Consider the following 14661-nt stretch of genomic DNA (forward strand, 5'->3'; position numbering starts at 1 on the left):
ATCGGTCAACGCTGATCCAGGAAGTACTAGCGAGCCGTAATTTAGTTACAGGCTACTAGAGTCAATTACTAGTGCTCGCTTTTCTTTCCACTCTTATTAGCAGGCTTATTTTTTCTAGGCTTACCTTTGTTTTTCACTGCGCCGGGCTTTTTATTCGCTTGGTTCAGTTTAGCTTTAGCTAATTTCTTTTTGTGCGGCTTTTTCTTTCCGGCACTCTTAAGTGGTGTTTCAGGTAGCACATGTTGCGGTTCGTAATCTTCTACAAATCTTCGTTCCAAGGGTTTGCGGATTAGATCCTGGATGGCACGCAAATCATCAACTTCATCGGCGCTGACCAGCGATATGGCAGTGCCTTTTTCGCCCGCCCGTCCAGTACGACCAATGCGGTGGACGTAATCCTCTGCTACATTCGGTAAGTCATAGTTAATAACTAATGGCATCTGTTCGATATCCAGACCACGGGCTGCCACGTCAGTTGCCACTAAAACAGTCACCTTTCCAGATTTAAACTCAGAAAGTGCGCGATTACGTGCGCCCTGACTTTTACCGCCATGAATGGCTGTTGCTTTAATGCCACGCTTTTCAAGATCAACACTGAGTTTATTGGCGCCTCTGCGCGTTCGGACAAAGACCAGCAACTGATCCCAGCGATGGTGACCGATAAGATAGCTCAGTAAAGCCGGTTTCTGTTTTTTGTCGACTGGATGAATCCACTGCTTGACTGTTGCTGCCGTGGTATTGGTTTGCTCAGTTTCGACCAAAGAGGGATTGGTTAGAAACTGCTGGCTTATCGCTTTGATTGATTCCGAGAAAGTAGCGGAAAACAATAATGTTTGACGCTTCTTGGGAAGTTTGCCAATGATGCGTTTAATACTGGGGAGGAAACCCATATCGAGCATTCGGTCCGCTTCATCCAGAACCAGAAATTCAAGATCGTTAAAACGGACGGCGTTCTGTTCCATCAAATCCAACAATCTGCCCGGAGTTGCGACTAGCACATCAGTACCGCGACGCAGCTTCAACATTTGCGGATTAATCTTAACGCCACCGTAGACCACGATTGAATTCAGATGCAAATTCGCCGCGTACTTTTGCACGCTTTGATGAACCTGCTCGGCCAGCTCTCGGGTCGGCGTCAATATCAGGCAACGTGCCGAATTCGCGGAAGGCCTTTTACCCTCAGACAGACGTTGCAAAATAGGGAGTGAAAAACCAGCAGTTTTACCGGTGCCAGTCTGCGCAGCAGCCATCACATCCTGACCATTCAGGATTAAAGGAATAACTTTTTGCTGGATCGGGGACGGGGTTTTATAACCACTCTTGTGTAGAGCGTCTAGTAAGGGCTGAATTAAATCGAGTTTCGAAAAAGGCATAAAGGAAGGATTGGATGCATAAGGCGCACAGTTTAGCCTTTTCAAGGGCAAACTACGAGGACTTAAGGAGTGTATTGATTAATGTCGACTGGGCCGAAACGAGCTGGATTACGTATTTTATTCTCCTATGCGATATAAGAAGACTAATTTTTATATTAAGTAAAAAGGTGCAATAACCAGCCTGATAGATACAGACCCAACCCAAAAGTTGCATGTGCTATAAGGCTGTGAAATCGGGCAGAGTTCGGGTTTTGTGTGTGTGAAGCGGCAATACCTGCCCCCATGCTAGGCTGCATCAGTAGGAAAGGTGCGATAACTGTTCCAATACCGACAATTAATGAAGGACCAAAGGTCGGGTTCTCGATCCATGACCCGCCCCAGATACCGATTAATAAGGCGGCGAACGCGATGCCTGTCAGGTAGTGGATTGCCCAACCTATGATGTGTTCTCCAGAAATGGGGGAGAGGCGGTAATAGTATCATGGCGAAATTGGCCGTGAGTCATATGGCCTATCCATCGTCCCACCATCCCATAGTTTGGGGCTGGAACGCCTAGCAGAGTTTTGCGTACGATACTCCATAAATCCATCATTGCCGTAGCCCCAGCCCCTATAAATACTATGAGTAGCAGAGTTTTCATAACTTGCTCCTTTGCTTGTTTTGTTGTTGAACGGGTGATAGCGTACAACTTCAAGTTGGCTTGAGGTCAAGGGGAAATTATGGATATCGCCGAGGTTGTTAAACGTTCCGGTGTTCCTGCATCGACGCTACGCTTCTATGAGGAAAAAGGTTTAATAAACTCCATTGGTAGGCAGGGAATACGTCGACAGTTTAATGCTAATGTGTTGGAGCGGTTGGCGCTGATTGCACTGGGGCGATCGGCCGGTTTCTCGCTGGAGGAAATAGCGCATATGTTCAATGATAACGGGCAACCCAGTATTGACCGACAACTGCTATTAGATAAGGCTGAGGAACTTGATAGTAACATTCGTAAGCTGACTGCGATGCGCGATGGACTACGACATGCAGCCGCCTGTTCAGCACCAAGCCATATGAAGTGTCCAACCTTCCGACGCTTGTTGGGATTGGCAGCAGCTGGTGTGATAGGTGGATATAAGAATGCACCCCAAAAGAAGCGTTCCAAAAAAGCGTTGTACCGGACAAGGGGATGAAATTGACGATAGAGTAGTAGCTACAAGTGGAACCTTTAATTTAGTGTGCTGGGATATATACGCACTGCTAACATATCAACCAGAGTTAAAGCTTATGACTAAATACACAATAACTAATGCAAATTTAGATGAATTCAAATCAATTGGAGATCTCATGGTGCGTGTCTATTCGGCTCTAGAGGGTTTTCCAAAGCCTGAGGAGCAACCCACGTATTATCAAATGCTACGCAATGTGGGTAGTTTAACCGAGACGCCTTCAACGGAGCTTTTCGTAGCCAAAGATGAACAAAAAGAAATACTTGGGGCAGTCGTGTTTTTTGGTGACATGAAAGACTATGGTTCCGGCGGTACTGCAGTTCAAGAAAAAGGTGCCTGTGGCTTTAGGTTGCTGGCTGTAGCTCCTGCTGCACGTGGATTAGGTATTGGCAAAGCTTTGTCTATTGCCTGTATAGAACGAACAAAACTTTTGGGTAAGAAAACCGTTGTGATTCACAGTACTGAGGCAATGAAAGTTGCTTGGGGAATGTACGAGCGACTGGGTTTCAAAAGAGAGTTAGATTTAGATTTTACGCAACAAGACTTGCCAGTATATGGCTTTAGGTTAAAATTGAATTAGGATCTTGAAAAGTAAAAAAAACTATAAACATAAAAAATATTACGTAAAACATAATAATTTGATTGAAATTCATACTCCCCTGATCTAAAGTACCTCCAATCTTATTGGTGACACTCTAGATCAAGTGAGTATGATAATGACCGCTCGAAGTTTACATTTTCTATTAACATTAGCTCTGGTGGCATCGGTCTTGATTGCAGCGCTGGCCATTGTTTTTGCTATTGCCTTACCCCTTCTGAACGAGCCCCTTTTAACAACATGGTCGGTGTCTATTGATTCGGATCAGCCTCTGGCTCTTGCTAACGCGATGCCAAACACCGCTTGGACGATTGAGCAAAATCAAGGAACTTTATCGGTGGATACCACCGCTATAGGATTAGGCCTGAGCCGAGCACTTTACATACTGGTGTTGTGGGGAATCATTGTTGCCATCATTTGGTACTTGCGGCGTGTAGTTGATGATGTTCGACACGAAAGACCGTTCAATGTCAGGAGCAGCCAATACCTGAAACGAGCGGGTTATTTATTGGTTGCGTTACCATTGTGGTTATTCATTGAAGAGTTTGTTCGCTTTTATATTTTTGTTCCTAACGCTATGGATATTTCGGAATATAAATTTACCCATATTCAGCTGCTAACAGAGAGCAAAGCGGAAGTAGCCATTTATCCAGATTTCAATATTGGGATTTTAATCGCTGGCTTATTTGTTTTAGTGATAGCAAAGGCTTTTGAGATCGGTATGGAACTACAACGCGATAGTGATGAGATTATCTGATGGCGATTATTGTTAATTTAGATGTGATGATGGCGCGCCGCAAAATGAAGATGAAAGATCTAGCGGATGCGGTTGGGATTTCCACAACAAATTTGTCATTGCTTAAAAACAGTCATGTTCGCGGTATTCGATTCGCAACGCTGGAAGAAATATGCCGAGTGCTCGAGTGTCAGCCAGGCGATATATTAGAATACAAGGAAGACAAAGAATGAAATACGTAAACACCATTATTATTTGCCTGCTGTTGGTAGGGTGCGGAAATTATAAGACAGAAGAATTAACCGAGATACCGCCAGAGGTGAAGAAAAGCATTCAAAGAGCCGTTGACGGAAAACATCGTCCCGGTGTTGTTGTCGGATTAATCAATCCTAATGGAACCTACTTCTACAGTTATGGCACAGCTGTGGTGGGTCAGAAGAAAGAGCTTTCCGCTGACTCGCAGTTCGCCATAGGGTCGTTGACAAAATTATTTACCGCAGAAGTTTTTCAACGTTTAGTCGACAATCAAACACTTTCTTATCAAACCAAGGTTAAAGACATCTGGCCTGATATTGTTGATGGTGGAGACACTGAGCTGTGGCATCTGGCGAGTCATAAAGCTGCGTTACCGAGAAAGATACCATATGAAGCTATAGCGAATAATGATCCGCAACTATTGCTGGCAACATTAAAACGCAGAGAGTCATTGCCTGCTGAATATGAGTATTCGAATACTGGAATGGCAATATTGGGTTTGTCTCTCGCACAAGTACAAAAGAATAATCTTGCTGGTTTAATGGAAAAGGTTGTATTTAAACCAATGGGTTTAACTCAGACAAGCTATCAGCCCAATCAAGAATATTTAGTGGGCATGCATCAAGTGATGGAGCCTGTAGAGCAGCGCAATACTAGCTCTGTAGAAATTGCGCGCGGAGCAGGTGGGCTATATTCAACAGCAAAAGACTTAGCAAAATTTGTCAGCGTTCAATTAAATAACACAGAAACTGCGACTAAAGCACGCTATGAAAAAATTGGCTGGAAAAAATACAAGAGCGAGGACTTTGTCAGTTATTACCATGGTGGCGATGGCAATGGTAATCAGGCGTTCGTTGGCTACCGCCCGGATAATAAAGTTGGTGTGGTTTTGTTAAGCAATTCGAGTACCGATGATGACTTACAAACCATCGCGCTGCATTTGCTTGATCCAGCTATAGAGCTACCGAAATTTGATCATCAGCCTGCACGAAAATACAGTCATGAAGAGTTGGCATCATTGGTCGGAGTCTACTCCATAAAAGGTGACACAGAAGGCAATTCATTCACATTTGAAGATAGTAACGGACGATTGATCTACATAGAAAAAACCGCAGAGGGCGAACTAGTACGTCGAACACGGATGTTAGGAATAGGTAAGGACAAATTTCAGCTAGCAGAAATGCCATTAACAATTCATTTCTTATACACTGAAACAAAAAACTATAATGCAATCATGACATTTCAAGATCAGGAATATTATTTAGTGAAGAAAAGTGATAACTAAACCTTTTGACTCAATTAAGCATCATAAAAGTTAATGCTAAAAAATTATCTGCTTCAAGGGCAAGAAAAGGAATGATAATTTATGCGACCTATACTAAAAATCTTCGGAGTTGCTCTTATTGCAGTGATTGCCGTAGCACTGGTGATTGGACTTAACCCTTTTATTGACAGAGATGCAGTAGCGACAAATCCTATATCACTCGACGAAGCTCCTATAGCGGAAGCCGAAGCCGAAAAAATCAGAAGCTTTATTGAAACTGAAGCAGATGGTATTGATGCATTCATTGCTTTGCGTGGTGAAAAGATTCTGATGCAAAACGGTGAGGTTGGAACGCCAATGAATCTGGCTTCGGCGCGTAAAAGTGTGGTTAGCCTACTATTTGGCATTGCAGCGGACCGTGATTTGATCGATATACAAAAGACGCTTGCTGAACTAGGGATAGATGAAAGCGGTAAGTCGCTGACGGCAACCGAAAAGAAGGCTACCGTAGAGCAGCTGTTAAAAGCACGTTCAGGTGTCTACCTGCAGTCGGGTGCAGAGACCGTTGAGATAAAGGATGGTCGTCCACGTCGGGGGCAATATGCACCAGGCGAATATTACTTTTACAACAACTGGGACTTTAATGTTCTGGGAGCAATTTTTGAACAAGAGACTGGTCTGTCAATTGGAGAAGCTTTAGAACAATGGCTAGCGGTGCCATTAGGCATGCAGGACTTTAATACAGAACATGTGTTTTACGACAAGCAGGGATCAGACTCTGACTATAGGACTTATCGAATCCACATGAGTGCACGTGATTTGGCAAGATTAGGAGCACTAGTCGCGCAAGATGGTATCTGGAATGGGAAGCAAGTAGTTTCAAAAGAATGGATTGAGAAAAGCACCTATCCTTATTCAGCAACCAACAATTACTTTTACGATGGATTTGGCTATTCATGGTGGCTGAACTCAGAAATAAATGCAGTCGCCGCCGATGGCTGGGGTGGGCAATATATGCTGATTAATCGTGAACAAGGTTTAACGGTAGTGACACGCCGTGATACCGGCAATTCGATGCTCGGATTTTTGATATTTATTGGATTTAAGAAACAAGGTCATCCAGCAGATATACAGAAAATCTATAAACAGATGCTGGAAATAATAGAAAACAAAATATGATGCAAGAATAGTTGGAGTTAACAATGAAAAGAGTAGAGCAGCTGGTTGCGATTCTAACATGCTCAATAATCGTGATAACGGCTAGTGGCAAAGAAGTTGGTAATGACCAAGATTTGAGCATCAGTGCGATTGACAGAATAGAGAAAAACTTACTACCCAATCATTATCTAGATGGGCATGTAACGCCAAAGTCCATACCCCAGGTTATGCTAGAAGAAAAAATACCGGGCGTGAGCATCGTATTCATCGATGATGGAAAGATTGCATGGTGCAAGGCTTATGGGTATGCGGATTTAGAAAAGGCAAAATTAGTAACATCTGAAACCGTATTTACTGGAGCCTCGTTAAGTAAACCGATAGCTGCCGTAACCGCATTGCGGCTGGTTGATAAAGGTCTGGTTTCACTGGATGAGGATATAAATCATAAGTTAGAAGGTTGGACAATACATGAAAGTGATTACACAAAAGACAAAAAAGTAACATTGAGACACTTGATTGGTCATACAGCTGGTGTAAAAAACTTCGTATATGGCTCATATGATGAAGGACAAGCAATTCCAACGACAGTACAGATATTAGAAGGAACATCACCATCTATTAATCCTTCTGCTGAAATGATGGCTGTACCTGGTGAGCAATATAAGTATTCAAACCCAGGCTACACCATCATTGAGCTATTAATAGAGGATATTACCGGCAAGGGTTTCGAGGAGGTCGTTGAAGAAGGCGTTTTATCACGCGCAAACATGAAAGATAGTTCTTTTGTGCAACCAGCTCCGCAATACTTGATGAAGCGAAAAGCAACAGGCTACTCAAACGAACTAAAAGCATACCCCTATAGGCTTTTTCCATTCCAGGCAGCGGGAGGGATTTGGACGACTCCACAAGACCTAGCAAAATTCATGATTGCGCTTATGGATGACTATCACGAAAAAAATAATACACTAGTGTCGAAAAAAATAGCAGACCAGATATTTGCAAAGGACAAAGCTAGACTTGGTTTTACAAAAAAGTATAACGAAGAAAGCGGTGACTTGGTCTTTGACCATTGGGGTAGCAATGAGGGATTTACTTCTTATATGGTCGGCTCTTTAGGTGATAAACAAGGACTGGTTATCATGACCAATAGTGATAATGGCTTTGGACTGATGGCTGCAATATCAAGAGCGGTAGCCCAGGAATATGATTGGGATTTACATAAGCCAAGAGTTTATAAAGCTACATCGATAGAAGAAAATAAATTAGAAGCCTTTGCTGGCAAATTCGGAGATGGCAAAGACGATGGTGAGGTTAACCAATTCACCATAATAGATGATGTATTGAACTTATCATTAAAAGAGTCAAAGGCGGCACAAGAATTGGTACCGATTGGCGATAATATATTCATAGCGCCATCACAATATGTCACGTACGAATTTTTGAAAGGAAAAGACGGTTCTATAAAGTGGGTGCGTGTAACGCATGAAAGTGGCTGGAATTATGACCTTATTAAATATCAATAAAGCAGTTATAGTACTTAGCCAGTGGATGGCTTTGCTTTGTAGCATAATAATACTGACAGCTTGTCAAACCGTACCACATAGCATTGAAAAGGTAACTGGAGAGCCAGTTGAAATAAAAGAACTAGAAAATTTTGTAAGCCATCGAATGGAAGAACTGAATGTGCCCGGGTTGTCATTGGCAGTCATAAATGATGGAGAGATTGTGTATCAAGGTGCATTCGGAGTAAAGAATCGTTCTACAGGTGAAAAGCTAACTAACCAAACAGTGTTTGAGGCGGCTTCTTTATCCAAACCGCTATTTGCCTATTTTGTAATGTTGCAAGTTAAAAAGGGACTGATTGGACTTGATGAACCTTTATATCAGTATCATCCCAATAAAAATCTATTAGTAGATAAGCGGCACCAACTAATTACGGCACGCATGTTATTAACCCATACTTCTGGGTTACCAAACTGGAGAAAACATTCTGGCGCTGAATTGGAGTTATCGTTCATGCCAGGTACTCAGTTCCAATACTCGGGAGAAGGCTATGAGTATCTAAGGCGAGTGTTACAAGAGTTGCTGGCAACCGATGATGATGGTCTTCAAATGTTATTAGAAGAAGAGGCAGTAGAAGCTATCGGCTCAGACTTTATGAAGTACAACTGGGATGAAAGAATTCCATCACGAAAAGCATTTGGACATCGCAATGATGTGCCGACTGACAACCATAAACATGATCATAATTTTGGAGCATCCTATAGTTTAAATACGACTGCAGAAGATTACGCGAAGTTTTTAGTGGCCCTAATGCGACCAGTGCCAGCGAAAAAGGAAATGGTAGAAACCTTTCTAAAAATCCAAGATCAGATGCCAAATGAAGAAGGCGAAATGCACCGAAGCCTTGGCTTTCCAGTTAAGCAAACAGAGCATGGCATAAGATACTACCATTCAGGTAATAACGGAGACTTCAGGGCCTATTGCCATTTTTATAAAAAGAGAGGGTTTGGAGTAGTCCTTTACAGTAATTCCGATAAATTATTCTCTTCTAATCTTGCCGAAGAAATAGTCGAGTACCTGGGAGATACCTGGTTTTATATGTAAAGGCCATACAAAATGTCGACTAGGTTCATAGAATATTTTTATTACAGTGTTCTTAGGTGAGAAATAACAAACATTTATGATATAACAATCTCATAGCTTTAAAGCTACTGAGCCACAAAAGCCTTAGCTTATATAGTCAGTAGTGGACACTCAGTTACAAGGAGATTGTTATGTCAGAGAAAAAATGTCCGGTGATGCATGGTGGCGTCACCAAAAGTGATCGATCCAATATGGATTGGTGGCCGAACGCTTTAAACCTCGACATTCTCCATCAACATGATCGAAAGACTAACCCGATGGGGGAGGATTTTGATTATCAAAAAGAAGTCAAAAAACTTGATTTCGATGCCCTTAAAAAAGACTTACACGATCTAATGACCAATAGTCAGGAATGGTGGCCCGCAGACTGGGGGCATTATGGTGGCCTGATGATCCGTTTGAGTTGGCACGCAGCTGGTACTTATCGGATTGCCGATGGTCGCGGTGGCGCGGCAACCGGTAATCAGCGCTTTGCCCCGATCAACTCGTGGCCTGATAACGTCAGCCTCGATAAGGCGCGTCGGCTGCTATGGCCCATTAAAAAGAAGTATGGAAATAAACTCAGCTGGGCGGATTTAATCACTTATGCCGGCACTATTGCTTATGAGTCCATGGGTCTTAAAACCTACGGATTTGCTTTCGGGCGCGAGGATATCTGGCATCCTGAAAAAGATACTTATTGGGGCTCGGAAAAAGAATGGCTGGCGCCGAGTGATAATGAGCATAGTCGTTATTCGGGCGAGCGTGATCTGGATAATCCGCTGGCGGCAGTAATGATGGGGCTGATTTATGTTAATCCAGAAGGAGTTGATGGTAATCCTGATCCAATCAAGACCGCACACGATGTGCGCGTAACTTTTGAGCGGATGGCGATGAATGATGAAGAAACAGTGGCCTTAACTGCTGGTGGTCATACGGTCGGTAAATGCCACGGCAATGGCGATGCTGAATTACTGGGACCGGAGCCTGAAGCTGCTGATGTTGAAGAGCAGGGTCTTGGCTGGAATAACAAGACTAAGCGTGGCATCGGTCGTGATACTGTAACCAGTGGCATTGAAGGAGCTTGGACGACTGAGCCCACTAAGTGGGATAACGGCTATTTTGAGATGCTACTGAATCATGAGTGGGAGTTGAAAAAAAGTCCTGCTGGGGCCTGGCAATGGGAGCCTATTGAAATCAAAGAGGAAGACAAGCCAGTTGATGTAGAAGACCCTTCTATCCGATTAAATCCAATCATGACGGATGCCGATATGGCAATGAAAGTAGATCCAGAATACCGCAAGATATCTGAGCGTTTCTATAAAGATCCAGAGTATTTTTCGGAAGTGTTCGCGCGTGCCTGGTTTAAGCTGACGCACAGAGACATGGGGCCAAAATCACGCTACATAGGCCCGGACGTACCGCAGGAAGATTTAATCTGGCAGGATCCTGTTCCTGCAGGTAACAAAGATTATGATGTAGCTGCGGTAAAAGAAAAAATCAAAGCCAGCGGTTTGTCGATTAGCGAGATGGTAACGACAGCCTGGGACAGCACAAGAACCTTCCGCGGATCGGATGTTCGTGGTGGTGCCAACGGAGCGCGAATTCGTTTAGCGCCACAAAAGGACTGGCAGGGCAATGAGCCTGAGAGGTTGGCCAAAGTGCTTAAGGTGCTTGAACCGATAGCCAAAGAAAGCGGTGCCAGTGTTGCCGATGTGATTGTTCTAGCGGGTAGCGCAGGAATTGAGATGGCTGCCAAAAAGGCGGGCTTTGACATCAAGGTTCCATTCTCGCCTGGTCGTGGCGATGCAACCGATGAGATGACGGATGTTGATTCATTCGAGCCTTTAGAGCCACTGCATGATGGCTACCGAAACTGGCTGAAAAAAGATTATGTGGTCGCGGCTGAAGAAATGCTGCTGGACCGCACTCAGTTGATGGGATTGACCGCGCCAGAAATGACGGTATTAATCGGTGGGATGCGTGTGCTTGGAACCAATTATGGTAATAGCAAGCATGGCGTGTTTACCGATCGCGAAGGAGCTTTAACCAATGACTTCTTCGTCAATTTGACCGACATGAATTACACATGGAAGCCAACTGGGAATAATCTGTATGAAATCTGTGACCGTAAAACGGGTAAGACAAAGTGGACCGCAACTCGTGTCGACTTAGTGTTTGGCTCAAACTCAATTTTGCGTGCGCTTGCAGAAGTCTATGCACAGGACGACAACCAAGAAAAGTTTGTCAGAGATTTCATTGCAGCCTGGACAAAAGTCATGAACGCTGATCGATTCGACCTATAATAATACTCAAAATGCCGCATCAGTCCTCTGATGCGGCAACTCTTACGAAATCCTTTTAATAAATCAGTATTAGCTAACAGAGTATTAGCCAGCCCGACTTATAATACAGGTACCGACTAAATATAAATATAAGGAGAGTGCCGTGAATAAAAAAATTGCACTGATAACCATTCACGGAATGGGGGATACTGAACGAGATTATTACACAGGGTTCTATGACCAAATTAAAAAAACTTTAGGTGAAGATCTGTGGGAGAAGGTCATATTCAAACCACTTTATTATCAGGATATCCTACAGGCGCAGCAAGAAACCATTCTTGGACGTATGCGAGATCAGGTTGACTGGATGAGGATGCGGCGGTTTTTGCTCTATGGGTTTTCTGATGCAGCGAGCCTTGAATACAAGAAACGGGTGAAGAACAGCCCCTACTATTTAACCCAGAAAATGATTCTGGAAAGCATGGATGAAATCTTCGATGAGGTCGGCAATAAACAAATTCCGGTAATTGTAGTTGCACAATCCCTCGGTTGTCAGGTGCTATCAAGCTATATCTGGGACGCGCAGCGAATAGCTGCTTCGGTCGGCATCTGGAGCATGGCAAGGAATGACGATGTAAAAGAGGGATCGCCACGAGATCAGTTTAGGCGAATGAAAAGTCTTCAATCCTTCTACACCTTAGGTGCCAATATTCCAATCTTCGTTGCTGGACATAAAAAAATAGACGCAATAAAGCCAACCAATCCTGATTTCAATTGGATAAACTTTTACGACAAAGATGATGTGCTTGGTTGGCCATTGCAACCATTAAGCCCCTCCTATGAGCAGCTTGTCGAAGATATTCAAATTAATGTGGGTAGAGGATTTTTCAGTAAACTATTTAAATCATGGAATCCTTTAAGTCATGGCCAATATTGGGAAGATAAAAAGGTTATTCGTGATATAGCAAATAAGGTTACAGAAATAATATAAAACTAAACAATTGGAAGAGAAAACAATGAGACAAGAACTAAGAAATAGAATAATCGAAATCTGCGAAAAAAAAATATTAGCTAAGGGTGAGTCGGTAGGTGTTTCATTTTATGCATTCTTTGCCAACAAGAATGATAATCCAGAATTACTTATGGAGGCTGCAACTTGGTGGATAAAAATGCATAAGCTCGATCACTTTGAAAAAGCAGTAAAAGTAAAGGAAATGGTTGAGACAGGACTATAGAATATAAAAGTGAATCTAAATAAGACAATTAATAGCATACAATATGCTGTACAAAGAAAGTCTGTGCTATATTTAATTTATAAAAAATAATGTTGGGGACAAATCATGCCATTAAAAGATAACCAAAATCAGTATGGGACAGTCAGCCGAGTATTACACTGGGGAATAGCGATATTATTGTTATGGCAATTTCTTAGCGCAGCATCGCATTTCTTTTTTGATGATACAGCCATTGAAGCTTTCTTTTGGCCAACGCATAAACCAATGGGCTTTTTGCTGTTTGTATTAATCTTTATTCGAGTTATTTGGGCGTTAATCAATGTAAAAAATCGTCCACCATCTATCAACTGGTTTGCAAGACTCGGCCATATCACGCTTTACCTATTAATGTTAGCCATACCAGCGTTAGGCTTGTTGCGTCAATATGGGTCGGGAAGGTCATTTGAACCATTTGGTATCCCATTGTTCAGTGGATTTGAAAGCGGAAAAATTGAATGGACGTTAGATCTGGGTGGATTATTACATGGCGAGCTTGGATGGTTACTGTTCGTGCTCACCATCGGCCATATCATTATGAGCTTCTGGCACAAAAAATCAAAAACAACTGAAAACGTCATGCCACGTATGTGGGGAAGACAAAGTAAAGAATAAAGCTGGAAGAAATTAATGGAAAAGTTCGATAGTTTACTAATTTCAGTATTGGTGATATTGCCATTGGTATTACTGGTCATTCTAATGGCACAGAAAAGACGAGGTGTCACTGTTATTGTAAGCTGTGTATTAATAGGTTTAGTCGTTGCCACAATATTAGAAATATCGTTCCAGCAGCACCCGCATATACCAGTGCCGATTTGGGCTATGCTACAAGTGGTAATAGCCTTTGTAATTCCAGTGTTAGCAATTGCAATAAGGTTTATGATAAAAAATACAGGAATAATAGGGAGATAGAATGAGTAAAAATATTCGAAATATTACAGCGTTTATAATTTCGTACTTTATAACGCGACTAGGATTTTATTTATTAGGCTATAACCCCTTTGAGCACAATACCTTCTGGGTTGGATTATTGATAGACTTTGGTATCTGGGTGTTAATTTTTGGCTTGATAAGCTGGATCATTCATAAAGTTGGTCCCAGCAAGAAAGGCTAGAAAGATACAAATTAAAGGAACTCAAAATGGCTAAAGTGAAAGAAGGGATATCCAAAGTTGATTTTAGCCATTTGTCAGGATTGCCAGAGCCAGTACAGCGTTATTTCAGGCATGTATTGGTGGATGGCCAGCCCTACATCAACGAAGTCATCATTAATCAAACCGGTGTCCTTAGAACCAGTACCGAAAAGAATAAATGGTTCTCTTTCAGTGCCCAACACCAGGTCACTCCTCTCAGCAAAAGTTTTGAATGGAACGCACGAGTAACATTATTCCCTGCTTTATGGATTAGCATACAAGACCGTTACCTTGATCGCGTTGGCTCTGGTCACATAAAGCTATGGTCAATAATCCCAGTAGCCAATGACGGCGGACACATGGAAATCAACTCAGGTGAATTACATCGCTATTTAGCGGAAGGCGTCTGGTATCCGACAGCATTGCTGCCGGAATCAGGAGTAACATGGAAAGCGATTGATGGGGGCAAAGCATTAGCGTCGATAACCATCGACAATATTACAGTCGCACTTGAGTTTACCTTCAATGAAAGAGGCGAAGTGGTGGCCGTTTATACCGATGGGCGCTATGGACGATTTGGTGAAGGCTATCAACAGAAACCATGGGAAGGACACTTCAAAGACTATCATGAAGTTAACGGCATGAAAGTCCCGAGATATGGTGAAGTCGGCTGGTGGGTCGATGGGCAGTATGAATTGGTCTGGAAAGGCGACATAATTAAAACTGAGATTGTTTTTAAGGATTAAGATAAGAGCA

The 14661-nt window shown here is 42.7% G+C and carries 16 protein-coding genes and 1 pseudogene; 15 read left to right on the plus strand and 2 right to left on the minus strand.

The window, feature by feature from the left end:
• Positions 1-68 precede the first annotated feature (68 nt).
• Positions 69-1373, minus strand: coding sequence for a DEAD/DEAH box helicase (locus tag KKOR_RS00430; RefSeq protein WP_012800027.1), 1305 nt, complete (start codon positions 1371-1373; stop codon positions 69-71).
• A gap of 155 nt (positions 1374-1528) precedes the next feature.
• Positions 1529-2013, minus strand: a pseudogene (locus tag KKOR_RS13750) (DUF2938 domain-containing protein).
• A 79-nt stretch (positions 2014-2092) separates the two neighbouring features.
• Between KKOR_RS13750 and KKOR_RS00440 the strand changes: the two are divergent.
• The 15 genes from KKOR_RS00440 to KKOR_RS00510 all read left to right on the plus strand — a co-directional run bounded on the left by KKOR_RS00440 (position 2093) and on the right by KKOR_RS00510 (position 14651).
• The gene (locus KKOR_RS00440; RefSeq protein WP_012800028.1) at positions 2093-2545 is read left to right on the plus strand and encodes a helix-turn-helix domain-containing protein; all 453 of its coding nucleotides are present in this window, start codon (positions 2093-2095) and stop codon (positions 2543-2545) included.
• Positions 2493-3161, plus strand: coding sequence for a GNAT family N-acetyltransferase (locus tag KKOR_RS00445; RefSeq protein ID WP_228638675.1), 669 nt, complete (start codon positions 2493-2495; stop codon positions 3159-3161). The genes KKOR_RS00440 and KKOR_RS00445 overlap by 53 nt, the downstream gene beginning before the upstream one ends.
• 136 nt (positions 3162-3297) lie before the next feature.
• Positions 3298-3936, plus strand: coding sequence for a DUF2975 domain-containing protein (locus tag KKOR_RS00450; protein ID WP_012800030.1), 639 nt, complete (start codon positions 3298-3300; stop codon positions 3934-3936).
• Positions 3936-4148, plus strand: a complete 213-nt coding sequence (locus KKOR_RS00455; protein ID WP_012800031.1) for a helix-turn-helix domain-containing protein — start codon at positions 3936-3938, stop codon at positions 4146-4148. The genes KKOR_RS00450 and KKOR_RS00455 overlap by 1 nt, the downstream gene beginning before the upstream one ends.
• Complete coding sequence (locus tag KKOR_RS00460) at positions 4145-5455, plus strand: serine hydrolase domain-containing protein (protein ID WP_012800032.1); 1311 nt, start codon at positions 4145-4147, stop codon at positions 5453-5455. The genes KKOR_RS00455 and KKOR_RS00460 overlap by 4 nt, the downstream gene beginning before the upstream one ends.
• 81 nt (positions 5456-5536) lie before the next feature.
• On the plus strand, positions 5537-6613 hold the full coding sequence (locus tag KKOR_RS00465) for a serine hydrolase domain-containing protein (RefSeq protein ID WP_012800033.1): 1077 nt from the start codon (positions 5537-5539) through the stop codon (positions 6611-6613).
• Between the two features lie 23 nt (positions 6614-6636).
• Positions 6637-8115: a serine hydrolase domain-containing protein gene (locus KKOR_RS00470; RefSeq protein ID WP_012800034.1), complete on the plus strand. Its 1479-nt coding sequence runs from the start codon at positions 6637-6639 to the stop codon at positions 8113-8115.
• On the plus strand, positions 8093-9199 hold the full coding sequence (locus tag KKOR_RS00475; protein WP_187287322.1) for a serine hydrolase domain-containing protein: 1107 nt from the start codon (positions 8093-8095) through the stop codon (positions 9197-9199). The genes KKOR_RS00470 and KKOR_RS00475 overlap by 23 nt, the downstream gene beginning before the upstream one ends.
• A gap of 170 nt (positions 9200-9369) precedes the next feature.
• Positions 9370-11523: a catalase/peroxidase HPI gene (gene katG, locus KKOR_RS00480; RefSeq protein ID WP_012800036.1), complete on the plus strand. Its 2154-nt coding sequence runs from the start codon at positions 9370-9372 to the stop codon at positions 11521-11523.
• A 142-nt stretch (positions 11524-11665) separates the two neighbouring features.
• Positions 11666-12493 carry a hypothetical protein gene (locus tag KKOR_RS00485; RefSeq protein WP_012800037.1) on the plus strand — a complete coding sequence of 276 codons (828 nt, stop codon included), beginning with the start codon at positions 11666-11668 and terminating at the stop codon, positions 12491-12493.
• 25 nt (positions 12494-12518) lie between these two features.
• Positions 12519-12737 (plus strand): DUF6500 family protein, encoded by a 219-nt coding sequence (locus tag KKOR_RS00490; protein ID WP_012800038.1) that lies wholly within the window; start codon positions 12519-12521, stop codon positions 12735-12737.
• Positions 12738-12842: 105 nt separating this feature from the next.
• A complete protein-coding gene (locus KKOR_RS00495) occupies positions 12843-13388 on the plus strand; it encodes a cytochrome b (protein ID WP_012800039.1) in 546 nt (181 codons plus the stop codon).
• Between the two features lie 15 nt (positions 13389-13403).
• Positions 13404-13685 carry a hypothetical protein gene (locus KKOR_RS00500; RefSeq protein ID WP_012800040.1) on the plus strand — a complete coding sequence of 94 codons (282 nt, stop codon included), beginning with the start codon at positions 13404-13406 and terminating at the stop codon, positions 13683-13685.
• A gap of 1 nt (position 13686) precedes the next feature.
• Positions 13687-13887, plus strand: a complete 201-nt coding sequence (locus tag KKOR_RS00505) for a hypothetical protein (RefSeq protein WP_012800041.1) — start codon at positions 13687-13689, stop codon at positions 13885-13887.
• A 26-nt stretch (positions 13888-13913) separates the two neighbouring features.
• The gene (locus KKOR_RS00510) at positions 13914-14651 is read left to right on the plus strand and encodes a DUF6920 family protein (protein ID WP_012800042.1); all 738 of its coding nucleotides are present in this window, start codon (positions 13914-13916) and stop codon (positions 14649-14651) included.
• Positions 14652-14661 lie beyond the last annotated feature (10 nt).

The sequence above is a fragment of the Kangiella koreensis DSM 16069 genome (assembly GCF_000024085.1).
GTDB lineage: Bacteria > Pseudomonadota > Gammaproteobacteria > Enterobacterales > Kangiellaceae > Kangiella > Kangiella koreensis.